This is a genomic window from Citrobacter sp. MGH105 (assembly GCF_001037485.2).
GTDB classification, from domain to species: domain Bacteria; phylum Pseudomonadota; class Gammaproteobacteria; order Enterobacterales; family Enterobacteriaceae; genus Citrobacter; species Citrobacter portucalensis.
This window is the reverse complement of record NZ_CP073048.1, coordinates 2,575,408-2,598,386: the sequence shown is the minus strand read 5'-3', so window position 1 is coordinate 2,598,386 and position 22,979 is coordinate 2,575,408. Positions and strand designations below refer to the sequence as shown.

The following is a 22,979-nucleotide window of genomic DNA, read 5'->3' as shown; positions in this document are numbered from 1 at the left end:
ATCGGGGCTTTGCGGAACCGAACAATTGAATGTAGGATGCTCGGCCGGCAGTTTTCCCCGTAACACAATGAAGGGTAACGCTGTTTTCGCCGCAACTGGTGCGGCAAAAAGGATTTTGTATTTTTGTCAGGTCAACAGGAAAAGTAATGAACACAAACAACACGCAAGCCGCGGAACAACATGCGGCGAAACGACGCTGGTTGAATGCCCACGAAGAGGGGTATCACAAAGCGATGGGTAATCGACAGGTACAAATGATCGCCATTGGCGGCGCAATTGGTACCGGGTTGTTTTTAGGGGCTGGCGCACGCTTGCAAATGGCGGGTCCTGCTTTGGCGCTGGTCTATCTGGTGTGCGGTATTTTTTCGTTCTTTATACTGCGTGCGCTTGGTGAACTGGTTTTACATCGCCCTTCCAGCGGCAGCTTTGTCTCCTACGCTCGCGAATTTTTAGGTGAGAAAGCCGCCTATGTGGCTGGCTGGATGTACTTCATCAACTGGGCGATGACCGGCATTGTCGATATCACCGCGGTGGCGCTGTATATGCATTACTGGGGCGCATTTGGTGATGTACCGCAGTGGGTGTTCGCCCTCGGCGCGCTGGCCATTGTTGGCACCATGAACATGATCGGCGTGAAGTGGTTCGCGGAGATGGAGTTTTGGTTTGCGCTGGTCAAAGTGCTGGCGATTGTGATTTTCCTGGTGGTGGGTACCGTCTTTTTAGGTACTGGAAAGCCGCTGGATGGTAACGCCACCGGTTTTCACCTGATCACCGACAACGGTGGATTCTTCCCACATGGTCTGCTGCCGGCGCTGGTACTGGTTCAGGGGGTAGTTTTTGCGTTTGCCTCCATTGAACTGGTGGGTACCGCTGCTGGAGAATGCAAAGATCCGCAAACCATGGTGCCAAAAGCGATCAATAGCGTTATCTGGCGTATTGGTCTGTTCTATGTGGGTTCTGTCGTGCTGCTGGTTCTGTTACTGCCGTGGAATGCCTATCAGGCGGGGCAAAGCCCGTTTGTTACCTTCTTCTCCAAACTGGGCGTGCCGTATATCGGCAGTATCATGAATATTGTGGTGCTAACCGCGGCGCTTTCCAGCCTTAACTCTGGGTTGTATTGCACCGGGCGTATTTTACGTTCCATGTCGATGGGCGGATCGGCGCCTAAATTCATGGCTAAAATGAGCCGTCAACAAGTACCCTGGGCGGGGATCCTCGCCACGCTGGTGGTGTATGTTGTTGGGGTATTTCTGAACTATCTGGTACCGTCGCAGGTGTTTGAGATCGTGTTGAACTTCGCGTCGTTGGGCATTATTGCATCGTGGGGATTTATCATGGTCTGTCAGATGCGTCTGCGCCGGGCCATAAAAGAAGGTAAAACGGCAGACGTCAGCTTTAAACTGCCGGGCGCTCCGTTTACCTCATGGCTAACCCTACTGTTCCTGCTGAGCGTGCTGGTGCTGATGGCGTTTGACTATCCAAACGGCACCTACACCATCGCGTCATTACCGTTGATTGCCATCCTGCTGGTTGCAGGCTGGTTCGGCGTGCGTAAACGCGTCGCGGAAATCCACCGCACCGCGCCGTAATGGCTGAAGGCCTGACTGGTTAACCCTTCAGGCCTTCATTTTTAGTTCGCTTCAATCAACTGCGCTACATCATTGCTGTTAATTTCCCGCGCATTTCCATCCTGATCGGTATAGCTGGTCATTCCCGTATCTTTATCCAGTTTTGGCTTACCCTGGGTGGTGATGGTTTGTCCACTTTTGGTCGTCATGACGTAATCGGTGGTGCATCCTGCAAGGGTAAAGAGCATTACGCCTGCACAAAGACAGATAAATGGCTTTTTCATGGTATTCCCGTGTTATTCAGTTAGCCGTTGAGGGCGTAGTGTAAGTCCCTGAAGTGGCTCGGGCTACTGGCGGGGTGTAACGAGGCGTATCGTGGGGTTTAGAGAAATGACAGGAGGGGTTTCCCCCTCCGGATGTTTTATAGCGCAATACGAATAACATCGTCCGGCTGAGTGGCTTCCTGCTCGCGGGTAGATTTCTGTTTCACGCTGACGTACAGGGTTTTACCATCGGCGGAGAGCGCCAGGCTATTCGGGAACGTTGGGGTCTCGAATGTTTTGACGACTTTATAGCTTTTCGCGTCGATCACACTCACTTTACCGGCCTGGCGATGAGTCACGTAGGCTTCATTACGCGTTGGGTTGAACAACACGGCCAGGGATTCCGGCGCGGCTACTTTTGCCAGTACATTGCCATTACGGGTATCGATTACCAGCACTTCCGCCGCTTTAGAGTCGGTGACAAAGGCGCGGTTGCCCGCTGTGTCCAGGCTCAGGTTGATAAAGAAATGCTCTTTCCCGTCATCCAGCAGTTTTTTGCGGCTGAGAATTTTGTTAGTGGCGGTGTCAATGGTAATGAATTCACCGTCGGCATTGGCGGTGTACAGGCGTTTAGCCTTGCTGTCGACAGCCAGAGCGGTGCTCATTTTGCCGGTATTCTGGATGGTGTCCTTCAGCTTGATCGTTTCACCGTCCACCACCCAAATCACGCTCTCTTTACCAATACCGCTAATGTATACCGTGTTGGTGGCATCATCGGCGACCAGCTCACGCGGCTGCAGCGGGCGAACGTCTTCAGAACGTTTACGCGCATCCAGCACCAGACGTCCTTTCACCGCACCGGTTTTGGCATCCATCGCCGTAACCGCGCTGTTTACCGTGTTGCCGAACCACAGCGTTTGCGTGGCGTTGTTGATGGTGGCACCAAATGGTTTGAGATCGTTATGAATCACCTGGGTCACTTCGAGGGTGACCGGGTCAAGACGATAAACCACCCCGCCGGTATCCAGTTTGCGGCTCTGTGAGGTCGCCAGCCACAGCGCGTTCTCTTGCTGGCTGTACGCCATTTCATAGGCGCCTTTGCCGACGGCTTTGCGCAGCAGTTCTTCTGCAGCCTGCGTAGTAAAAGATGATGCAACGAGCAGTGAACCTAACAGTAAAGAACCACGCAGACGCGGCGAAAACAGATGACGTAAAGACATGACGACTCCCTTTGATAAATTCGTTTGTTACTGCTTCACATAGCTTCAATGAGCAAAATCATGGTTCTGCCTTTTTAAGAATGAGAATAGTAATCATTATTTATCTCAATGTGGAGTGTTTATTCGCTTTCGGGTAGTAACCTTCTTATTTTCTCCATGAATACCAGATAACGACATTGGTATTTTACCAGGCCTACATTTTGTACGAAGCAGGCCTGGTTACAGGCATTCACCGTCTTCCACCTTTACGCATCAATCCTCAGCAAGACGAATCACTACCTTGCCGAAGTTTTTGCCGGTCAGCAGACCGATAAAGGTTTGTGGCGCATTTTCCAGACCGTCGGTCACCTGCTCGCGGTAGTGGATTTTGCCCTCTTTAACCCAGCGCCCCATCTCCCGCTGAAACTCATGAATACGGTGTCCATAATCCTGACCAATGATAAAACCCTGCATGCGGATACGCTTTTTCAGCAGCGTTGCCATTAACAGCGGTAATCTGTCAGGTCCGGCCGGAAGCGACGTTGCGTTATAACCGCTGACCAGGCCACAAAGCGGAATCCGCGCTGAGGTATTGAGCAATGGCAGAACGGCATCAAATACTTTTCCACCGACGTTTTCGTAATAAATATCAATACCCTGCGGGCAGGCTTTTGCCAGTTGTTGCGCAAAATCTTGTGCGTGGTGATCGAGACAGACATCAAAACCCAAGACCTCGGTGGCATGTCGGCATTTCTCTGCCCCACCCGCCACACCTATCACCCGACAACCCTTAAGCTTACCGATCTGCCCGACCGTTGCGCCAACCGGCCCGGTTGCGGCAGCTACCACCAGCGTTTCCCCGGCTTTTGGCTGACCGATATCCAGCAGGCCCATATAAGCGGTAAACCCCGGCATACCCATAACTCCCAGCGCCCAGGAAGGATGCTCGGGATGATCGCCAAGCTTCACCAGCCCGTTACCGTCGGAGATGTCATAGTCCTGCCAACCGCTGTAGCTCAATACCCATTCGCCTGGCTGGTAGTCCGGATGGTGGGATGACACCACGCGACTTACGGTACCCCCCACCATAACACCACCAATCTCTACTGGTGGTGAGTAAGATGGCTCATCGCTCATGCGGCCACGCATGTAGGGATCAAGGGAAAGATAAACGGTGCGCAACAACATCTGGCCTTCGCCCGGTGTTGCGACTTCATCTTCTTCAAGACGGAAGTTCTCTGGGACTGGCGCGCCATGTGGGCGGGAAGCCAGTACCCAACGACGGTTACGATTAGTCTGTTGACCCATGATGTGCTCCTCTGCTTTTGGCATGAATCCATCAATAGTAGCAGCCCGTTCCTGCTAATTAGCTGACGACGTGATTTAACCGCACAACCAGGTAAACGCAGGGTTGCGCGGCTTCATTGATAAACCGACAGTCATTCGGCGGGCCAAGTTCCAGGCAATCACCTGCCTGCATTTCATGGCGTACGTCCCCTTCGACAAAGACTAATTCTCCCTGCTGTAACCAGATAAGTTGTCTGGCCTGCACATAGGAAGAGGCTGGCATCGGGATATCACTCCCGGCGGGTAATTCGATCTGCACCAGATCGATAGGCAGATCGCTGCGCGGTGAAACATGGCGGCGCAGATAGTGACTTTGTGGATCGTGCCAAACAGGCTGATCGACGAATCGCAGCAGCTTGCCCTCTTGCATTTCAGCCCGCGCAATCAGGGTAGACATGCTAATGCCAAACGCGCCGGAAAGCCTGCCCAGCAGCGTAGCCGTTGGACTACTCTCGCCGCGTTCTATTTTATGGATCATGGCCCGCGACACACCCGCGCGCTCGGCAAGTTCCGTGAGTGACCAACCGCGAGATTCCCGCTCGATGCGAATTCTTGCACTGATCCGTTGATTTATGCTGTCTTCAATAGTATTCATATTGTAATACTATAGTGAACAAGCCCTGAGGTTCAACATGTCAATTCGATTTGCCAGCAAAGAAGACTGCGCCGCCATTGCAGAAATCTACAACCATGCGGTACTGCATACGGCGGCTATCTGGAACGATCAAACGGTCGATGCCGAAAACCGTATTTCCTGGTATGAAGCCCGCCAATTGATGGGGTATCCGGTGCTGGTGAGTGAAGAGAATGGCGTTGTTACAGGATACGCCTCCTTTGGCGACTGGCGTAACTTTGATGGCTTCCGTCATACCGTTGAACATTCGGTGTATGTTCATCCTGAACATCAGGGAAAAGGGCTAGGACGGGCACTGCTCAGCAGACTGATAGACGAAGCCCGCGCATGCGGCAAGCATGTGATGGTGGCAGGTATTGAGTCTCAGAATCAGGCATCACTGCATCTGCACAGCTTGCTGGGTTTTAAAACCACCGCGCAAATGCCGCAGGTTGGCACCAAGTTTGGCCGTTGGCTGGATCTGACCTTCATGCAGTTACAGCTAGACGATCGCCGCGATCCGGATGCCTGTAGATGAACCAGACGCTGACCCTCTCCTTTCTGATTGCCGCAGGTATTGGTCTGGTGGTGCAAAATACCTTGATGGTACGCATCACCCAGACGTCCTCGACGATCCTAATCGCCATGTTGCTTAACTCGCTGGTCGGGATTGTGCTGTTTGTCAGCATACTGTGGTTTAAGCAAGGAGCTGCGGGATTTGGAGAACTGGTTTCCAGCGTGCGCTGGTGGACGCTCATCCCCGGATTGCTTGGATCGTTCTTTGTTTTTGCCAGTATCAGTGGGTACCAAAATGTGGGGGCCGCTACCACTATCGCGGTGCTGGTGGCTAGCCAGTTAATCGGCGGACTGGTGCTGGATATTCTACGTAGTCACGGCGTGCCGCTGCGGGCGTTGGTAGGCCCGGTCTGTGGCGCGGTGCTGTTGGTCATCGGGGCGTGGCTGGTGGCGAGACGTCCATTTTAATTGCCTGATGGCGCTTCGCTTATCAGACCTACAGAACGTGCCTGTAGGTCGGATAAGGGAAATATCAGAGGATTGTGCCGCCTTTGGTCAACTGTTCGCGACGGGCTTCCATATCTTCTTTATGCTGACGGCCATGATGTGCGATAGCCGTACGCAAACGCTGTTGCTGGGTATAGCGGTCTTCCCGGCTCAACGCGACATCATCGCTGAGCTCAATCAGCAATTCATTCATATGCGTAATGACGCTCTCTTCAATGGCGGCATCAACACGTGCGCTGACCTCATCCAGATGCGACATAACCTCTCCTTAACTCATTAATTTAATTTTGCTTTTGAAAAATCACTGCCCATCAGGCTGACGCTGTATCCGCTGACGTTGCTGCGCGTAGCGTAGAACGTTTTACCGTTTGCCAGAGCTATCCACGGAACCTGCTGGTAGAAAATCTCTTGCGATTGCTGGTAAAGCGCGGCGCGCTCTTCCGGTTTACTCACCAGCTTCGCCTTTTGAACCAACGAATTATACTCTTTATCGCACCAGCGCGCGGCGTTAGATCCGGTTTTTATGCTGTCGCAGCCCAGCAGCACATCGGCGAAGTTATCCGGATCGCCGTTGTCTGACATCCAGCCAAACAACGCGGTGTCATGCTCACCTTTACGCATTCCGGAGAGATATTCCCCCCACTCGTACGACACAATTTTCGCCTTCACGCCCACCTTTGCCCAGTCGCTCTGGATCATCTCAGCAATCCGTCGGGAGTTTGGGTTGTAAGGGCGCTGAACCGGCATTGACCACAGCGTCGCTTCAAAGCCGTTTTCCAGCCCCGCCTGCTTCAGCAGATCTTTTGCCTTTTGCGGGTCGTAAGCGTAATCCTGCAGATCTTTATTGAAGCCCATCATATTCGGCGGAATCGGCGATTTTGCCACCGTACCGGAACCTAAAAAGACGGCGTTAATAATGGCCTTTTTATCAGTCGCGTAGTTTAGCGCCTGACGCACCAGTACGTTATCAAACGGTTTTTTCTCGGTATTAAACGCCAGATATCCGACGTTCAGCGCTTCAACCGAATGCAGCGTCAAATCTTTATTCTTTTTAATCTCGTCAAACTGTACGGGGGCTGGCGCCGGGATTATCTGGCACTCATTGGTTTGCAGTTTTGCCAGCCGCGTCTGGACGTTTGGCGTGATTGAGAAGATCAGGTGCTTCGTTGGAACGGCGCCATCCCAGTAGTTAGGGTTGGCAAGATAGCGGATTTGCGAGTCCTGCTTGTACTGTTGCAACACGTAAGGCCCGGTGCCAATCGGCCAGTTATCGACGTTTTCCGGGGTGCCTTTTTTCAGCATCGCGTCGGCATATTCCGCAGAAAGGATGGAGGCAAAATCCATACCCCAGTCGGCAAGAAACGCGGCATTAGGTTCATTGAGGACAAACTGAACGTGATAATCATCGACCTTCTTCACTTCTTTAATCAGTTTATCCAGACCAACATCGTTAAAGTATTCGTAGCTTCCCTGAGAAACCTTGTGATACGGATGATCAGCATCTTTCTGCCGTAATACCGAGAAAATCACGTCATCTGCGTTGAAGTCGCGAGTCGGATTAAAGAATTTATTACTGTTGAATTTCACGCCCTGACGCAGGGTAAACGTATAAGTCTTACCGTCCGGAGAAATCGTCCAGTCTGTTGCCAAAGACGGTATCGGGGTATTTTTTACCGGATCAAAGTTAATGAGTCGGTTGTAGAGCACCTGTGAACTGGCCACAAATGAAGGACCTGAACTGGCGATTTGCGGGTTAAATGACTCCGGAGATGCTTCAGAGCAATAGATGATGGTGTCAGTATTGGCCGCGAACGCAGCGCCTGACGGTAAGACAGCGCTGAGAGCCAGCGCGAGTAACGTTTTCCTTGCAATCATGGTTATAAGCCTTCTTATTTTATTATTAACAGGGATATCAGAGCATAGCTGACAAAAACTGACCAATAACAAATCACTATCAGGTTATTCTAATCCGGTGTATTTCGCTGAATAATTCATCACTCCAAGCGAATTAATTTCCCTTAAGTCTTTTTCAAAACGTCAAGATTTTTCCCGGCACTCTATGCCATGAAAATTAGCCCCTTTTTGCCTCTCTTTCGCCGTTTGCTCGTTTTTATAAAACGTAAAGTAGATACGTGAAGAAGTCTAAGGGGTAACAACGTGGCAAAAACTCTCTTGCGCAGCGGCAATTTGGATGACTATCAGGCCGTGGGCGGCGGTGGTCAGGCCGTGTTTGATTCAGCATTGCAAATTCGTGAAACGCTTCGTCTGCGTAAACAGCAGGCGATGGTGGATTGTCTGGCGATCCCACAAATTAACGACAACGGCGATCGGGTTGACTGGTATTCCCCGATAGAAGGGAAAGCCGTGGCGTGGAAAGCCGCTGATGAAGAAGCACGTTTTCGTGCGCTGCGCTATCTGGGGAGCACGCTGGAAAATGCGGAGTCCCTGAGCCGTAAAAGTCTGCAATCGGGGAAAACCTCCCTACAGCTGTTTGGCTCGCTGCTTGAAAAAGCCATCCAATTTCCCGGTGAAAATCACGTGTTTCTGGTTGATGGCAAACCCGTTATTACGTTCTGGGGCTTCGTCAATCTGAATGAAAATTCCCGCGCCGATGTGCTCGACTGCCTGCGCATTGCCGATGTTCCTCCTGTGGTTACCGTAGCAGAGCCAGAACAGGAAGAAGAAATCGCACCGGAAATTACCTTTGCCGAGGCCGATGTCCCCTTACTGACGCCGGTCGTTGATCAGCCAAAACCGGCTGAACCTGAACCTCAACCCCCGGTTATTGTTAACGAACCTGAAGTCACTGCGTCGCCGGTACAGGAGAAGCCCATACGCCGCCTGCCGCTGTGGAGCCTCCCCGTTGCCGCAGTGATTATTGCAGCCATCGTTGGGCCGCTGCTGTGGAAGCAACAGACCACCCAGCCCGTACCCGCAGTAGCCGCTATTGAAGTCGCTAAGGTTGATATGGCACCGCTGCCAGCACTGACATCTGCACTGCCCCTGCATCGTGCTGAAGTGACCCCAACTGCGAAGAAAGAGAAACCTGTCGAAGGACCGGTGGTGATCGCCGCAATTCCAAAAGATGCGCTGGTGATGGATGCCAACCAGATGAAGGCAGGAACGACGCGTTTTCTCAACGGTAACTGGCGCGTCATGGTCGATGTTAAAGATCCGGTGAGCGGCAAAGCGCCGTCGCTGCGCTATCAGATTCAGGCCAATAAAGGCACTGCGCGCGTGGTTCATGGTGACAATATTGTTTGTCGTGCCGAGATTTTCTCTGGTTTGCACCAGTCGGGTGAATTAATGATTAAGAGTCGCGGCAATGCCCGTTGTACCGACGGTTCACGTTATCCGATGCCTGAAATTACCTGTAAAGCGGGAACCAATGACGTCGCCGCCTGTACCGCGCGTTATGACGATCACGCGGAAATCCCTCTGACGATCAAAAAGATAGGTGCCTGATTTTATGTTGGTGAATCTGTGTGATTACAAACAGAGCGTGACGCTCATCGCCAATAGCGGTGTGCAATTCCTGGATTTCGGCCTCACGCCGCAGGAATCTGCGCACCACGGACGCTTTGTGCGCAAAACGGCAAACGGTCCGCTACTGAGACTAGACTTCGATCTGACGTCAGGACGCTATACCCTACCGGGCAGCACCGGCGCGCAACCCGAAGTGGTGAAGCCGGAAAGTACTCAGACGCTGCACTATTCGCTGGACGTGCTCGACGGCGTCTGGCTGCCGCTGCCGTTTTTGCGCTTTAACCCGCCGCGTACGTTTGTTGAAGGTCCGGATAACTGGGCACGCGTGCAGGTGCGAAAGCTGCCGCAGCCGGACAGCGCGGGCAACACCCACCGTGTTACCGTAGCGCTGGACAGCCAACTTACGGAAAATGCCCCTGCGGCGTTAACCCCCAACGAAAATGATCTGCTTAACGGTACACGGTTTGCGCTGGCCTGGCATGACAACGAAATTGCTGATTTCCTTGACCAGACCTGGATTGACGGCTGGTTGCGCGAATCTTTTATGCACCATGTCACCCAACATGAGAACCGCTCAGAACAAGAGATCCAGCAGGCGCTGCGTAACTTTGAATACCAGGCGCACTGGCTGAATGTGCTGACCCTGTTAGGTGAGCAGCTTTCCGTCCCGGAAGTGAAACTGGTTACGCACACCCTTAGCACACCCGCCATTCCCGTCGATCTTATTTTGGATATCGGTAATACCCATACCTGTGGTGTCCTGATTGAAGATCACGGGGATGCCAATGACGGGCTGCGTCAGACCGCTGAATTGCAGGTCCGTTCGTTAAGCGAGCCACAGTTCCTCAACGATCCGCTATTCACCAGTCGGCTGGAGTTTTCCGAAGCGCGCTTTGGTAAGCAGCACTTTTCCGTTGAGAGCGGACGTGATGACGCCTTTATCTGGCCGTCGATTGTGCGTGTGGGTGATGAAGCCCGTAAGCTGGCGATGCAGCGTATGGGCACCGAGGGCAACAGTGGGATCTCAAGCCCGCGCCGCTATCTGTGGGATGAAACGCCGGTGTTACATGACTGGCGCTTTAGCCAGATGAATGGCAAAACCCAGCGCGAACCGCTGGCTACCGCCTTCCCGCTGATGAACCTGATGAACGATGACGGGCAACCGCTGTTCAGCCTGCCGCAGGACGATCGTCTGCCAGTGTTCTCACCACAATACAGCCGCAGCACGCTGATGACACATATGCTGTGCGAAATACTGGCCCAGGCGCTGGGGCAAATTAACAGCGTAGCGACGCGTTTGCGCCTCGGATTCCCGGCGTCTCCTCGTCAGTTGCGGACGCTGATCCTGACCCTACCGTCGGCGATGCCCAAACAGGAGCGCGAGATTTTCCGCCTGCGCATGTTTGAAGCTATTGCCCTGGTCTGGAAAGCGATGGGCTGGCACCCGCAGGATGAAGACTTCACCACCCGTAAGCAGCAGGAAAAGAGTGTGGTTCCCGTACCTGAAATTCAGATGGAATGGGATGAAGCCAGCTGCGGGCAACTGGTGTGGCTGTATAACGAGGCTATCTCACACTACGATGGCCACACCGAATCGTTCTTTAACGCCCTTGCCCGCCCGGACCGTTTGCCGGAGCCTGGTGAGACTAAAGGTCGAGCACTGCGCGTGGCATCGATCGATATTGGCGGCGGGACAACGGATATGGCTGTCGTTCATTACCAGCTTGATGACGGCGTTGGCGCGAATGTCAAAATTACCCCGCATCTGCTGTTCCGTGAAGGTTTTAAAGTTGCGGGCGATGACATGCTGCTGGACGTGATTCAGCGCTGCGTGTTGCCTGCGCTGCAAACCCGCTTACAACAGGCTGGCGTGACCGACGCCGCCGCATTGCTGGCCACGCTGTTTGGCGATTCCGGGCGCATTGATACCCAGGCGATTTTACGTCAACAAACGGCGTTGCAGCTCTTTATGCCGCTTGGTCATGCGGTCCTCTCTGCCTGGGAACAAAGCGATATTAACGATCCGGTCGCCGGGCTACATGCCACCTTTGGCGAACTCCTGAGTCAACAACCCACGCGCAACGTGATGAACTACATCCAACAGGCTATCGACCATGCGTTGCCAGCAGAGTCGCCAGCGTTTGATGTTCTGAGCGTGCCGTTACAGGTACAGTTCAGGCAGTTACAAGAAGCACTATTGGCGGGGCAATTTACCCTGACTTCCCCGCTGCACGCGGTTTGTGAGGCCATTTCACATTATCGCTGCGATATCTTATTAGTGACCGGCAGGCCCGCCTGTTTACCGGGTGTACAGGCGTTGATCCGCCATCTGCAACCTGTTCCGGTTAACCGTATGATCTGGATGGATAACTACCGCGTGCATGAGTGGTATCCGTTCAGCCAACAGGGGCGGATTGGTAACCCTAAATCCACCGCTGCTGTAGGCGCTATGCTGTGCAGCCTGGCGCTGGATTTGCGTTTGCCACGTTTTAACTTTAAAGCTGCCGATATCGGCGCTTACTCGACCGTACGCTTCCTCGGTGTGCTGGATAATACGGTCAATACCCTGCGTGATGAGAACATCTGGTATCACGATATTGATCTGGATAAACCCGGGGCGAAACTGGATGCCCGGTTGCATTTCCCGTTACGTGGCAACGTGACGTTAGGATTCCGGCAACTGGCAAACAGCCGCTGGCCTGCCACGCCGCTGTATACGCTCAGCATAAACTCTGCCGAACTGGCAAAAACTATCGCCGGAGATGGCGTGTTGAATGTTCGGCTGCAGCTACGCGGCGGCAGCAAAGAAAGTGGCCCGGAATTCTTCATCCTGAGTGATGCCTGGTTACAGGACGGCACCCCCGTTGCCGCCAATGCCTTAACGTTAAAACTGAATACGCTGGCAGACCGTCGCCATAGCGGAAGCCATTACTGGATTGATAGCGGGAGCGTGTACCTGAAATGAGTAAGATGTTAAATACCGCGCAGACCGCCATCGAGTGGGTCGCTGATACCCGTCAACGTGCGGTGCGTCTTGATGATGAAGCGGATGCCCTGCTGGCACAGCTTACGCTAGCCGCAGTGAGTGAATCTGCGCTGAAGACGACCTTTTCATCGCAAGGATGTATAGGGTTATACGGACACTCACAATCGGCAAAAGCACATCTGCTGGCGGCATTGTGCTGCAATGCCACTGGCAAAGTGAATATTGTTACCCCGGATCGCAGCTTTGATTATTTCTCGCATATTAATCCGGGCCATGCACCAACCAATATGGCGATCCGTTTTACGCGCGATGAAAATCCGCATGATAGCGAATGGCCGTTGCGTCTGCGGTTACTCAGTGAAGCCGAACTGGTACAGCTATTTATCGCCCAGTTCAGCGCGCTCCCGGACAACCGACAGGTCGAGAAATCGATTATTGAGGCGCGCCTGGAAAAATGGCAAACGCTGCGTCAGCGTCACCCGGTGCCGGGGATTACCGCACATGATGTTGCGGCAATTGGTCGTTTCTGGCGCTCCTGCGTACCGGCAAACCAGCAGCAAATTGACGATGCACTATGGTATCAGTTTGCCACGTTGCTGCCCGCACTGGATCTGACTACCCGGGCAAACGCCTGGGCGTTACTGTGGGGAGAACAACCAGAGCTGACGCAGCAGTGGCTGGCGCTGGCGCACACGTTGCAACAAACCGGACACGCGCAAGAATTAGCGGCCCCGCTGAGCCTGCTGGTTGATCATTTTGGTTTACCGGCCGAAAGTTTCCTGACCCAGGTGGCATTGACCGGCAATAATGAGGCGCAAAGCGATGTGGTGGTTCATCCCATTGACAATCATCAGTTGCTCAATGCGGTCAGCCTTTCTTTGTCGTCACTGGCGCTGCTCACGCGCGAGCTGGTCCTGACGGTTGAAGACGCGGTGCTGGAGAATGTCGATCTGCTCGATATCCCCCTCGCCCCGGATGCTCATCCTCATCCACTGTGGCAGGCAAAATTAGGCTGGATGCTGGAACATTATCGCCAGCACCTGCAACCGGATGTGCTCTTAATCTGCAACGCGGTCTCTGCCCGCGCCCAGACGCCCGCCATCACCCGCAAGCTGTTGGGCTGGGTCAACGATACCCAACCTGTTCATGATGCCGCATTACCGGGCGTGGTTTGGGCCATTACCCCGCAGGATGCGCGTTTTAGTACCCAGCAAAACCTTGATGAATCCGTGCAGCAATTAATGGGCAAGCCCGGGCTGCATTGGGGTACGTTGCAGGCGCTGGATAAACATAGCTTACAACGTCTTGTCGAATGGCTGACTCAGGCAACCTCACCACAGCAGCGCCAGGCCAGGTTGACTTCTCTACGCGAGCAGCATCAACAGCGCATCCGCGAAACTCTGAAAAGCTGGATTAATCCCGCTCAAGCTGAATCGGATAGCCACGAGTCGGTGATCCGCCAGTTACAGGCGCAAGCGGCAAAACATGGCGAACTGCTGGATGGTTTGCTCCCGCCGATGCGCATTTTTGAGTCGCTGCTGCGTATTCAGCAACCTCGCGAGGAGCAGGTAAGCGGTTTATTTAATGAAGAGATTGACCTGTTTGCCGAGGTGCGTGACACACTACACTCGCCGGAAAGTCAGGAGACCGGATATCAGGCACACAAAATGTGGATTAACCACGTGCGCCAGTGGTGTCGCGATGAAAATAATGCCCGCCGTTTACGACTCGATCCCCGTACGTTAAGGCAGGTTGCCGACATTCTCGTCACCACCAGCTATCGCCTGGAGATGCCACAACGCTTACAGCGCATTATGCAGCGCGAAAATTTCTGTGCCGCGCAGTTACACGCCGATATTGGTGATTTTATTACCTGGCTTGGATTTGCCGACGTTGCTGAGGAACAGCGCCCTGCCAGCAGGATCCAAAAAGGATCGGCTATTTTTAGCGCGCCGAAGCAATCGCCGATGTTACGCCTGACGAAGCTGGATGAACAACCCTCGCATGGTGCAAGCCGTTACGTTTACGACTGGCTGGTTGCCTTGTACACCCGTGCGAATGAGAATGCGGGATATCAGCACCCACAGGATGTCTCTGAAACCGACAAAAAACGATTAAATGCCCTGCTTTTCTCCTGAAACGGCGAATACGCCGTCATCAGAAAAGAGAAAACATCAGCGCAACGGGAAAACTCATCGGCCAGGTCGCCCCGACTAATACCGCGCTAAGAAAGCGGATCCGCTTTTTATCGCGGGAAAGAAACCAGGTGATGATTGCCGTGATGACGGCCATCACCGCATAAAAAACCAACATTTTTTGGTATAGGGACATTTAAGGCATCCTGGCCAGAAGGGAAAATCGCGCGCAATATGCTCTTTTTCATGACTCACATCAAGTTTTATTAATTAATTTAAGAAAAACGGCTGTAAAACAACCCATTTTCATTATGTTCAGAATTCGTACTATTGCGGATAGTTATAAGCCGTACTATACCCATAAGGGTTAAAACGAAAGGTGGCAAAAATGAATGTTTCCAGTAAAACTGTGGTGCTGATAAATATATTTGCTGCTGTAGGACTTTTCAGTCTGATATCCGCAAGGTTCGGCTGGTTTGCTTGATGTAACTCTTCTTGATTAATTGCAGCGTCCGCTGGCAGAGAGGATCTTCTCTCTGCCATCAGTAAACGATCTTCCCACTCTGCTATTACTGGGTAAATTATCCTTAATATGTAATACCCCTAATCCTTCTGCGGCATTATATTGCCCGAATATCGGCCAGGTGTTGTGCCGGTATGTTGATGGAAGAACGCAATAAAAGCACTGTCGCTGACAAACTCCAGATATTGCGCGACCTGGCTGATATGGCCTCCGTCAGCCAACATCTCCATGGCTTTTAACAGCCTAAATTGCTGCCGCCAGTCCTGATAATTCATCCCGGTATCCCTGATAAATATTCGGCTGATCGTCCTCTCGCATGCCCCAACCTGTCGGGACAATTGATTCAGTCGTGGTGGCAATTCCCCCATGCGTAATCCCTTGAGCCACACGTTAAGCCGCGGATCTGAGGGATACTGCAATGTCCAGTTTTCAGTGCGGGCGGCACGCATTTCCTCACAAAAAACGGTAATGAGGCTGGACTGCTGTGCGGCAGGCATTTCCCATGGCCAGAAGGCCATACGTTCTATCACTTCAAAAAACAGCGGATTAACTTCGACTATCTGCAGCGGTAACTCAGATAACGGCAATGCGGTAGAAAAGTACAAAGAGCGATAAGCCATCACACCACGCATTATGGCACGATGTACCGTGCCTGCCGGGATCCAAACCGCACGACGTGGCGGTAGCAGACACAGGGCCTGCTCCAGCTCAATCGTAATACTTCCCGCTGCCGAAAAAAGTAGCTGATGACGAAGATGACTGTGCCGCCCGGAATCATGTACCCCCATATCGGCAGCAATACCGATTACCGGTTTATCAAAGCTATCCGCATCAAAAGCATCATCAGGGGCAATTTTCATTATCTGTCTGATATTTGATATTTAAAGTCCTGATAATGGTAATACGACATATCCCTTTCAGCAATAATGCCCGCCTGTTTTCTGTCTCTCTGGATATTGCTATGAACACACTTCGTCGCCCATCGCTGTGGCTTCTTACGCTACTGATTATGTTTCCACAACTGGTGGAAACCATTTACAGCCCGGCATTGCCGGGTATCGCTACCTCTTTTCACGTAAGCAGTGAGCGCGCGGCTCAAACACTCTCCGTTTATTTTGTTGCCTTTGCCGTCGGCGTAGCGATATGGGGTTGGCTAAGTGACTGCATCGGACGACGTTGGGCGATGTTGGCAGGGCTTATCTGCTATGGAACAGGTTGCGCATTGGCCGTTGTTGCCACCGACTTCAGCGTTTTGCTGCTGGCACGGATGATCTCCGCCGTCGGTGCGGCTGCGGGGTCGGTCGTGGTACAGACCATGCTAAGGGACAGTTATGAATCAACTGCGCTATCGCGCGTCTTTTCCGTGATGGGGGCCGCGCTGGCATTGAGTCCGGTTTTTGGCCTGCTAAGCGGAGGTTGGTTAGTGAGTCTGTACGGCCATACCGGTGTCTTTGTTGCCCTTGTGCTGTTGGCGTTGCTACTGCTAATACTGACAGCGACCATGCTGCCAGAAACCCGGCCCGAACATACGCTCAGCCCGAAGCTTGCCGCGCTATTTTCCCGCATGATGCGGGACAGTGAGTTGCGGAAAAACGCCATGCTGGTTGCCCTGCTGAACACCATGCTGTTTAGCTATTACAGCCTGGCACCGTTTCTTTTTGGGCAATTAGGATGGAGCTCCAGAGCCTTTGGCTGGACGGGGTTGCTACTTGCGTTTGCTTCTCTGTCAGGTAGCCTGCTGAACCGAAGACTGTTAACGACAGGTCTGACGCCGGAGCGACTGGTACGTTATGCCTGTGTGCTGGCAGTGTTGTCAGGTCTCGTCGCATGGTGTTTACAGCACTCCGCGTGGATCCTGATTCCGGTGTTCGGCGTGGTGATTGCCTATGGTATCGCCATTCCCAATGTGCTGAGTCAGGCGCTGCGTCACTACCGTGAACAGGTCGGGGCCGCCGGTGCTTTGTTCGGATTAAGCTATTACCTGTTACTTGGGATGATGCTGGGTTTAGCAGGCATGGTGCAGCAACTGGGGCTGGTTCTGAGCGTCTGTGCCCTACTCGCCTGGCTTTGCAGCCTGGGCCGCAGATAAACCCGATGGCGATCCTGAAAGCACAAAGCCCCGGCTATATGCTGGGGCTTTGTTGTATCAATTAGCCTGACCTCGCGGATATTTCCAACTTACCGCCGTCCGATGGCGACGAGGCCAGTGGCGCGAATAGTATAGACACACGTATGCCAATATTTAGCTATCCGTGCCCCATTCGCCGATCGCGCTTAAGATATTACTCATGCTTGATCATAACATGGCGAATAACCGTGTAATCCTCCAGCCCATAAACCGACATATCCTTTCCATAGCCGGACTGTTTTTGCCCACCGTGCGGCATCTCGCTAACCAGCGTGAAATGGGTATTGACCCAGGTGCAACCATATTGCAGGCGAGCGCTAAAGCGATGCGCTCGCCCAACATCCCGGGTCCAGACGGAGGATGCCAGGCCGTATTTCGAATCGTTGGCCCATGCCAGCACCTGATCTTCATCATCAAATACGGTCACGCTGACCACCGGACCGAAAACTTCCCGCTGTACGATGGCATCGTCCTGCTTCGCCCCAGCAAGCAGCGTCGGGGCAAAATAGTAGCCTGAACCATCCACTTTTTTACCGCCGGTGATGACCTTAATATGGCCCAACGCTTTAGCCTCATCGACCGCTTTAGTCACGCGATCGAGATGTGCCTGCGAGCTCACTGGTCCCAGCTCGGTCGATTCATCATTCGGCGGACCGATTTTCAGGCTGGCAACGGCGGCGCCAAGTTTTTCGACCAGTGCATCATAAATGCCTTTCTGGGCATAGATTCGGCAAGCGGCGGTACAGTCCTGCCCGGCGTTGTAATAACCAAAGGTCCGCACGCCGCTCACCACTGCATCCAGATCGGCATCATCAAAAATGATCACCGGAGCTTTTCCGCCCAGTTCCATATGCGTACGCTTAATTGACGGCGCGGTGTGCTGAATAATGTGTTCGCCGGTTGCAATGGAGCCGGTCAGCGAAACCATACGCACTTTTTCATGACCGGTCAGCGGATCGCCCACCGTTTTACCGCGACCAAACAGCACGTTAATCACGCCAGCCGGATAAATGTCTTTGGCGAATTCGGCTAATTTAAGCGCTGTCAGCGGAGTAATTTCTGACGGTTTAATCACCACGCAGTTCCCCGCCGCCAACGCTGGAGCCAGCTTCCACGCCGCCATCATCAGCGGATAGTTCCACGGCGCAATAGAAGCCACCACACCCAGCGGATCACGGCGAATCATCGAGGTATGCCCTTCCAGATATTCACCGGCCGCCTGTCCTTGCAGGGTACGCGCCGCACCGGCAAAGAAGCGGAAAACATCGACAATAGCGGGAATTTCATCGTTGAGAACACAGTGCAGCGGTTTACCGCAGTTAAGTGATTCCAGCTCAGCGAAGGTTTGCGCGTTATCAGCAATAGCATCCGCCAGTTTCAGCAGCAGTTCAGAGCGGACTTTCGGCGTGGTTTGCCCCCAGGTGGCAAACGCGGCGTCTGCCGCACGTACAGCGGCATCAACCTGCATGGCTGACGCCTCAGCAATCTCCAGAATGAGTTCACCAGTGGCAGGGTTATAGACTGGCTGCTTTTCACCTTCACCGTTGACCAGCTCGCCATTAATCAGTAATTGATGTTGCATAGCAATTTCCCATATCGTCGTTTATTTACCGTTTCCGGCGAGAGTGTCGCCTTCACGCGTTAGCCACCAGGCCCCTAAAATTGGCAGTGTTGTCACCAGCATTACCAGCAATGCCACAACGTTGGTGACAGGCACATCCCGTGGACGGCCCAATTGATTGAGCAACCACAGAGGAAGTGTTCTTTCATGTCCGGCGGTGAACGTTGTCACGATGATTTCATCAAACGACAAGGCAAACGCCAGCATCCCCCCCGCCAGAAGTGCCGATGCCAGATTTGGCAGCACGACATAACGAAAGGTTTGCCAGCCATTGGCGCCAAGATCCATAGACGCTTCGACCAGACTCCATGAGGTACGGCGAAAACGCGCCACAACGTTGTTAAACACCACCACCACGCAAAACGTCGCATGGCCCACTACGATCGTGAGAAAACCTGGTTCCAGGTTGATGGTTTTAAACGCCGTCAACAGCGCAAGGCCGGTAATAATGCCCGGCAGCGCGATCGGCAACAGTAGCAACAGCGATATTGCACTTTTGCCAAAAAAATCCCTACGCCACAGCGCGGCCGCGGCCAGCGTCCCCAGAACAAGGGCAATAGCTGTCGACAACGCAGCGATCTTAAGTGACAACGTCACAGATTCCAGGATATCGCTACGCTGCGCAGCAACGCTAAACCACTTCAGCGTTAATCCCTGGGGTGGAAAACTAAAAGCAGCCTCCTCAGTATTAAAAGCATAGGTGGCGATGATGAGGATGGGAAAGTGCAGGAAAATAACCCCGCCCCATGCCGCCAGTTTGAGTAGCCAGGGTGCGCGTTCAGAGTGCATCGAAAGCTCCCAGACGCTTCACGAACGCCAGATACAGTGCGATTAACACAATCGGCACCAGAGTAAATGCCGCCGCCATCGGCATATTGCCGATCGCCCCTTGTTGCGAATACACCATGTTGCCGATGAAATAACCCGGCGGTCCCACCAGTTGCGGCACAATAAAGTCACCCAACGTCAGAGAGAAGGTAAAGATCGAACCCGCTGCAATACCCGGTATCGCCAATGGAAGCACCACATAGCGGAAGGTTTGACGCGGACGCGCGCCCAAATCAGCAGAAGCCTGTAACAGCGACGGCGGAAGTCTCTCCAGCGCGGCCTGTACCGGCAGGATCATAAACGGCAGCCAGATATAGACGAACACCAGGAAACGCCCTAACCCTGAAGTCGACAGCGTATTGCCGCCTACCGCAGGCAATGTCAGGAACGAAAGCAGCAACGGCTCCAGCCCAAGGTGGGTTAAAAACCACTGCGCCACGCCGTCTTTAGCCAACAGCAGCGTCCACGCATAGGCTTTAACGATGTAGCTGGCCCACATTGGCAACATTACGGCAATGTAAAAAAAAGCCTTCATTTTGCCGCTGGTATAGCGAGCCATATACCACGCCATCGGAAACGCCAGAATAGCGCTGGCGATGGTGACCGCTACCGCCATCGTCAGAGTGCGCAAAATGATGTCGTAGTTAGCGGGATTAAACAGCGCCTGCAAATTCGCCAGCGTCAGGTCTGGTGTGACCGACATGGTGAAATCGTCGAAGGTATAAAAACCTTGCCACAACAGCGTCAGTAATGAGCCAAAGTAGACGATGCCAAACCACATCAGCGGTCCGAGGAGCAGCAAAAACAACCCCAGCCCCGGATTACGCCAGAAGTAACCTGAGATCCGATTCAGGTTGGTCGACTGTGGAGGCGAATGTAAGACGTTCATAGCCATTCACCTCTCCTCAACCAGCGGTACCATCACGTCGCGTGACCAGGATGCCATCACCTGCTGACCTGGCGACAACGTTGACGGTAGCATTTCTCCCGTCAGGTTCGCCTGGCTAACCAGCAATTTTTCCCCTCCGGCGAGTTTTAGCTCAAACCGCGTCGCCGCGCCCTGGTACTGCACCGCCTGGATAACTCCCGGAGCCTGGACTTCTCCCCCGGCATCATTCAAACGAATATGTTCCGGACGCAGGGAGAACATCCCCTGTAGCCCGCAAACGTTCGCCGACATCGTCGCATCGAAGACATTTGACGTCCCGACGAAACTTGCCACAAACGGCGTACGTGGACGCATATACAGTTCACGCGGAGAATCTACCTGTTCAATGCGACCGTTATTAAACACCGCCACACGATCGGACATCGACAGGGCTTCACCCTGATCGTGAGTAACAAAAATGAACGTGATGCCAAGAGATTGCTGTAATTTTTTCAGTTCCAGCTGCATCTGTTCACGCAATTTAAGATCCAATGCCCCGAGCGGCTCATCCAACAGCAGGACGCGCGGCTCATTGACCAGTGCCCGGGCAATCGCCACGCGCTGACGTTGCCCACCGGAAAGCTGCGACGGTTTACGCTCATGCACAAAGCCGAGTGCGACCTTATCCAGCGCTTCACGTGCTTTCGCGTGGCGCTGTTTTTTATCGATGCCTTTGACCATCAGCCCGTAGGCGACGTTGTCGAGAATCGACATGTGCGGGAACAACGCGTAATCCTGAAATACCGTATTGACGTCCCGTTCCCAGGGCGGTAATTCGCTGGCCTGCTTACCAAAAATGGTAATTGCGCCGCCTGACAGTTGCTCAAACCCGGCAATCAGGCGCAGACAGGTGGTCTTGCCGGAGCCGGATGGCCCCAGCATAGAGAAAAACTCACCGTCGTTAATCGCAATACTTACCCCATCAACTGCACGAACATCCCCATACAAACGCGAGACGTTATGAAACTCCACTGCGTACGTCATAAAACCCCCAGCGGAATTAACGACCGCCCATAATGGCGATGTAATCCTGCGTCCAGCGACTGTAAGGAACGAATTTTCCACCTTCGGCAATCGGCGTTTTCCAGAAGGCAATTTTGTCAAAGTAGCTATAGCCGTTGGTTTCACAACCCTTTTCACCCAGTAACGGGCTGGCTTTACAACCTTCAGGCACCACTGGCAGAGAACCAAACCAGGCCGCTACATCGCCCTGTACTTTCGGGGTTAATGACCAGTTCATCCATTTGTAAGCACAAACCGGGTGCTTCGCTTCACTGTGCAGCATGGTGGTATCAGCCCATCCGGTAACCCCTTCTTTTGGGAAGACCGTTGCAATTGGCTGACCTTCGCCTTTCAAGGCGTTAGCCTGATAAGGCCAGGCGCTTGACGCTACCACGCCTTCGTTTTTGAAATCGCTCATTTGCACGGTGGTATCGTGCCAATAGCGATGGATCAGCGCGTGCTGATCGCTCAGGACTTTGATCACCGCCTGATACTGTTTTTCAGTGAGCTGATAGGGATCGGTAATACCCAACTGCGGCTGAGTGGCTTTAACGAATAACGCGGCATCGGCAATATAGATCGGGCCATCGTAGGCCTGAACGCGCCCTTTATTGCTTTTCCCATCCTCAAGTTTTTGCTCAACAAACACCACGCTCCAGCTATCCGGCGGCGTTGGGAAAATTTTAGTGTTATACATCAGCAGGTTTGGTCCCCACTGGTACGGTGTGCCGTAAACTTTTCCGCCAACGTTAAACCATTCGCCTTTTACCACGCGTGGATCGATGGTTTTCCAGTTAGGGATCAGCGCGGTATTAATTGGCTGAACGCGTTTTCCCATAATCAGGCGCAGTGAGGCATCACCAGAAGCGGTAACCAGGTCGTAGCCGCCTTTTGCCATCAGGCTGACCATTTCATCAGATGTGGCTGCCGTTTTTACATTAACCGCGCAGCCGGTATCTTTCTCAAACTGTGAGACCCAGTCATATTGTTTATCGGTTTGCCCACGTTCGATATAACCCGGCCAGGCAATAATATCCAGGCGGCCTTCCGGTTTATCTAATGATGTGGGGGGTTCGGCTGCCTGCGCAGTCATCAGCGTCATACTGAGTGCGCACAGGCTACTGAGGGCAAACTGCTTGCTCATAACGTCTTACTCCTGTCTAAAAAATATTGAGCGGCAGCCTTGCCGTAAATATATGTCCTTTTCTAAAAATAGTCGGGGTGTTGTAAGCGTTCCTGTTGGCGCAAGGAAATTTAATCAGGTTGTGAGCTAACGCTCATTACGCTACAGACTCTGACCTGGGGGTAATCTTCCGGAGTATAGACAAG

Annotated in this window: 21 protein-coding genes; 8 read left to right on the top strand and 13 right to left on the bottom strand. The window is 53.0% G+C overall.

All coding sequences use genetic code 11. The features are described 5' to 3' along the window. The first annotated feature begins 146 nt into the window (after positions 1 to 146). Positions 147 to 1,589: an L-asparagine permease gene (gene ansP / locus SK35_RS12430; protein WP_003833088.1), complete on the top strand. Its 1,443-nt coding sequence runs from the start codon at positions 147 to 149 to the stop codon at positions 1,587 to 1,589. A 41-nt stretch (positions 1,590 to 1,630) separates the two neighbouring features. Here the strand turns inward: ansP and SK35_RS12425 are convergent, their stop codons facing one another. The 4 genes from SK35_RS12425 to SK35_RS12410 form a co-directional block, all read right to left on the bottom strand. Further along, positions 1,631 to 1,852 (bottom strand): YgdI/YgdR family lipoprotein, encoded by a 222-nt coding sequence (locus tag SK35_RS12425; protein ID WP_003020157.1) that lies wholly within the window; start codon positions 1,850 to 1,852, stop codon positions 1,631 to 1,633. Positions 1,853 to 1,989: 137 nt separating this feature from the next. Next, complete coding sequence (gene yncE, locus SK35_RS12420) at positions 1,990 to 3,051, bottom strand: 7-bladed beta-propeller protein YncE (protein WP_003833093.1); 1,062 nt, start codon at positions 3,049 to 3,051, stop codon at positions 1,990 to 1,992. A 252-nt stretch (positions 3,052 to 3,303) separates the two neighbouring features. Further along, on the bottom strand, positions 3,304 to 4,338 hold the full coding sequence (locus SK35_RS12415; RefSeq protein WP_048214160.1) for an NADP-dependent oxidoreductase: 1,035 nt from the start codon (positions 4,336 to 4,338) through the stop codon (positions 3,304 to 3,306). A gap of 58 nt (positions 4,339 to 4,396) precedes the next feature. After that, positions 4,397 to 4,972 carry a helix-turn-helix domain-containing protein gene (locus tag SK35_RS12410; protein WP_048214159.1) on the bottom strand — a complete coding sequence of 192 codons (576 nt, stop codon included), beginning with the start codon at positions 4,970 to 4,972 and terminating at the stop codon, positions 4,397 to 4,399. A gap of 37 nt (positions 4,973 to 5,009) precedes the next feature. Here SK35_RS12410 and SK35_RS12405 point away from each other — a divergent pair, with 37 nt between their 5' ends. Both SK35_RS12405 and SK35_RS12400 read left to right on the top strand, forming a co-directional pair. Continuing rightward, positions 5,010 to 5,528: a GNAT family N-acetyltransferase gene (locus SK35_RS12405; protein ID WP_048214158.1), complete on the top strand. Its 519-nt coding sequence runs from the start codon at positions 5,010 to 5,012 to the stop codon at positions 5,526 to 5,528. After that, complete coding sequence (locus SK35_RS12400) at positions 5,525 to 5,974, top strand: DMT family transporter (RefSeq protein ID WP_048214157.1); 450 nt, start codon at positions 5,525 to 5,527, stop codon at positions 5,972 to 5,974. Before SK35_RS12405 ends, SK35_RS12400 begins: the two co-directional genes overlap by 4 nt. Positions 5,975 to 6,038: 64 nt before the next feature. Here the strand turns inward: SK35_RS12400 and SK35_RS12395 are convergent, their stop codons facing one another. Beyond that, a complete protein-coding gene (locus SK35_RS12395) occupies positions 6,039 to 6,272 on the bottom strand; it encodes a YdcY family protein (protein WP_003020183.1) in 234 nt (77 codons plus the stop codon). A 17-nt stretch (positions 6,273 to 6,289) separates the two neighbouring features. Next, positions 6,290 to 7,888, bottom strand: a complete 1,599-nt coding sequence (locus SK35_RS12390) for an ABC transporter substrate-binding protein (RefSeq protein ID WP_048214156.1) — start codon at positions 7,886 to 7,888, stop codon at positions 6,290 to 6,292. Positions 7,889 to 8,170: 282 nt separating this feature from the next. On the opposite strand from SK35_RS12390, the gene SK35_RS12385 reads away from it, so the two are divergent. From SK35_RS12385 to SK35_RS12375, 3 genes are read left to right on the top strand one after another with little or no spacing between them, the layout of a single operon-like run. Continuing rightward, positions 8,171 to 9,478, top strand: a complete 1,308-nt coding sequence (locus tag SK35_RS12385; RefSeq protein ID WP_048214155.1) for an SrfA family protein — start codon at positions 8,171 to 8,173, stop codon at positions 9,476 to 9,478. 4 nt (positions 9,479 to 9,482) lie between these two features. Next, a complete protein-coding gene (locus SK35_RS12380) occupies positions 9,483 to 12,464 on the top strand; it encodes a virulence factor SrfB (RefSeq protein ID WP_048216312.1) in 2,982 nt (993 codons plus the stop codon). Next, entirely contained in the window at positions 12,461 to 14,623 is a 2,163-nt protein-coding gene (locus SK35_RS12375; RefSeq protein ID WP_048214154.1) for a virulence factor SrfC family protein, read from the top strand. Before SK35_RS12380 ends, SK35_RS12375 begins: the two co-directional genes overlap by 4 nt. A 19-nt stretch (positions 14,624 to 14,642) precedes the next feature. Here SK35_RS12375 and SK35_RS12370 read toward each other — a convergent pair whose 3' ends face one another. Then, positions 14,643 to 14,816 carry a GhoT/OrtT family toxin gene (locus SK35_RS12370; protein WP_003020198.1) on the bottom strand — a complete coding sequence of 58 codons (174 nt, stop codon included), beginning with the start codon at positions 14,814 to 14,816 and terminating at the stop codon, positions 14,643 to 14,645. Between the two features lie 192 nt (positions 14,817 to 15,008). On the opposite strand from SK35_RS12370, the gene yncL reads away from it, so the two are divergent. Beyond that, positions 15,009 to 15,104 (top strand): stress response membrane protein YncL, encoded by a 96-nt coding sequence (gene yncL / locus SK35_RS12365; RefSeq protein ID WP_071524268.1) that lies wholly within the window; start codon positions 15,009 to 15,011, stop codon positions 15,102 to 15,104. Positions 15,105 to 15,223: 119 nt separating this feature from the next. Here yncL and SK35_RS12360 read toward each other — a convergent pair whose 3' ends face one another. Continuing rightward, positions 15,224 to 16,003 carry an AraC family transcriptional regulator gene (locus tag SK35_RS12360; protein WP_048214153.1) on the bottom strand — a complete coding sequence of 260 codons (780 nt, stop codon included), beginning with the start codon at positions 16,001 to 16,003 and terminating at the stop codon, positions 15,224 to 15,226. Between the two features lie 101 nt (positions 16,004 to 16,104). On the opposite strand from SK35_RS12360, the gene SK35_RS12355 reads away from it, so the two are divergent. Continuing rightward, positions 16,105 to 17,232 (top strand): multidrug effflux MFS transporter, encoded by a 1,128-nt coding sequence (locus SK35_RS12355; protein ID WP_048214152.1) that lies wholly within the window; start codon positions 16,105 to 16,107, stop codon positions 17,230 to 17,232. Positions 17,233 to 17,425: 193 nt separating this feature from the next. Here the strand turns inward: SK35_RS12355 and patD are convergent, their stop codons facing one another. Genes patD through ydcS form a run of 5 tightly spaced genes read right to left on the bottom strand, consistent with a single transcriptional unit; the run spans position 17,426 to position 22,794 of the window. Then, entirely contained in the window at positions 17,426 to 18,853 is a 1,428-nt protein-coding gene (gene patD, locus SK35_RS12350; RefSeq protein WP_003833127.1) for an aminobutyraldehyde dehydrogenase, read from the bottom strand. A gap of 21 nt (positions 18,854 to 18,874) precedes the next feature. Further along, positions 18,875 to 19,681, bottom strand: a complete 807-nt coding sequence (locus tag SK35_RS12345) for an ABC transporter permease (RefSeq protein WP_003020204.1) — start codon at positions 19,679 to 19,681, stop codon at positions 18,875 to 18,877. Then, on the bottom strand, positions 19,671 to 20,615 hold the full coding sequence (locus tag SK35_RS12340) for an ABC transporter permease (protein ID WP_003833133.1): 945 nt from the start codon (positions 20,613 to 20,615) through the stop codon (positions 19,671 to 19,673). Before SK35_RS12340 ends, SK35_RS12345 begins: the two co-directional genes overlap by 11 nt. Then, on the bottom strand, positions 20,616 to 21,632 hold the full coding sequence (locus SK35_RS12335) for an ABC transporter ATP-binding protein (protein ID WP_048214151.1): 1,017 nt from the start codon (positions 21,630 to 21,632) through the stop codon (positions 20,616 to 20,618). It abuts the gene before it with no gap. A 16-nt stretch (positions 21,633 to 21,648) separates the two neighbouring features. Beyond that, positions 21,649 to 22,794, bottom strand: coding sequence for a putative ABC transporter substrate-binding protein YdcS (gene ydcS / locus SK35_RS12330; RefSeq protein ID WP_008784842.1), 1,146 nt, complete (start codon positions 22,792 to 22,794; stop codon positions 21,649 to 21,651). Positions 22,795 to 22,979: the final 185 nt, after the last annotated feature.

Bases quoted from the DNA above. Each gene is read 5' to 3' on its own strand.
- ansP (WP_003833088.1), top strand. From the start codon at position 147: ATGAACACAAACAACACGCAAGCCGCGGAACAACATGCGGCGAAACGA.
- SK35_RS12425 (WP_003020157.1), bottom strand. From the start codon at position 1,852: ATGAAAAAGCCATTTATCTGTCTTTGTGCAGGCGTAATGCTCTTTACC.
- yncE (WP_003833093.1), bottom strand. From the start codon at position 3,051: ATGTCTTTACGTCATCTGTTTTCGCCGCGTCTGCGTGGTTCTTTACTG.
- SK35_RS12415 (WP_048214160.1), bottom strand. From the start codon at position 4,338: ATGGGTCAACAGACTAATCGTAACCGTCGTTGGGTACTGGCTTCCCGC.
- SK35_RS12410 (WP_048214159.1), bottom strand. From the start codon at position 4,972: ATGAATACTATTGAAGACAGCATAAATCAACGGATCAGTGCAAGAATT.
- SK35_RS12405 (WP_048214158.1), top strand. From the start codon at position 5,010: ATGTCAATTCGATTTGCCAGCAAAGAAGACTGCGCCGCCATTGCAGAA.
- SK35_RS12400 (WP_048214157.1), top strand. From the start codon at position 5,525: ATGAACCAGACGCTGACCCTCTCCTTTCTGATTGCCGCAGGTATTGGT.
- SK35_RS12395 (WP_003020183.1), bottom strand. From the start codon at position 6,272: ATGTCGCATCTGGATGAGGTCAGCGCACGTGTTGATGCCGCCATTGAA.
- SK35_RS12390 (WP_048214156.1), bottom strand. From the start codon at position 7,888: ATGATTGCAAGGAAAACGTTACTCGCGCTGGCTCTCAGCGCTGTCTTA.
- SK35_RS12380 (WP_048216312.1), top strand. From the start codon at position 9,483: ATGTTGGTGAATCTGTGTGATTACAAACAGAGCGTGACGCTCATCGCC.
- SK35_RS12375 (WP_048214154.1), top strand. From the start codon at position 12,461: ATGAGTAAGATGTTAAATACCGCGCAGACCGCCATCGAGTGGGTCGCT.
- SK35_RS12370 (WP_003020198.1), bottom strand. From the start codon at position 14,816: ATGTCCCTATACCAAAAAATGTTGGTTTTTTATGCGGTGATGGCCGTC.
- yncL (WP_071524268.1), top strand. From the start codon at position 15,009: ATGAATGTTTCCAGTAAAACTGTGGTGCTGATAAATATATTTGCTGCT.
- SK35_RS12360 (WP_048214153.1), bottom strand. From the start codon at position 16,003: ATGAAAATTGCCCCTGATGATGCTTTTGATGCGGATAGCTTTGATAAA.
- SK35_RS12355 (WP_048214152.1), top strand. From the start codon at position 16,105: ATGAACACACTTCGTCGCCCATCGCTGTGGCTTCTTACGCTACTGATT.
- patD (WP_003833127.1), bottom strand. From the start codon at position 18,853: ATGCAACATCAATTACTGATTAATGGCGAGCTGGTCAACGGTGAAGGT.
- SK35_RS12345 (WP_003020204.1), bottom strand. From the start codon at position 19,681: ATGCACTCTGAACGCGCACCCTGGCTACTCAAACTGGCGGCATGGGGC.
- SK35_RS12340 (WP_003833133.1), bottom strand. From the start codon at position 20,615: ATGGCTATGAACGTCTTACATTCGCCTCCACAGTCGACCAACCTGAAT.
- SK35_RS12335 (WP_048214151.1), bottom strand. From the start codon at position 21,632: ATGACGTACGCAGTGGAGTTTCATAACGTCTCGCGTTTGTATGGGGAT.
- ydcS (WP_008784842.1), bottom strand. From the start codon at position 22,794: ATGAGCAAGCAGTTTGCCCTCAGTAGCCTGTGCGCACTCAGTATGACG.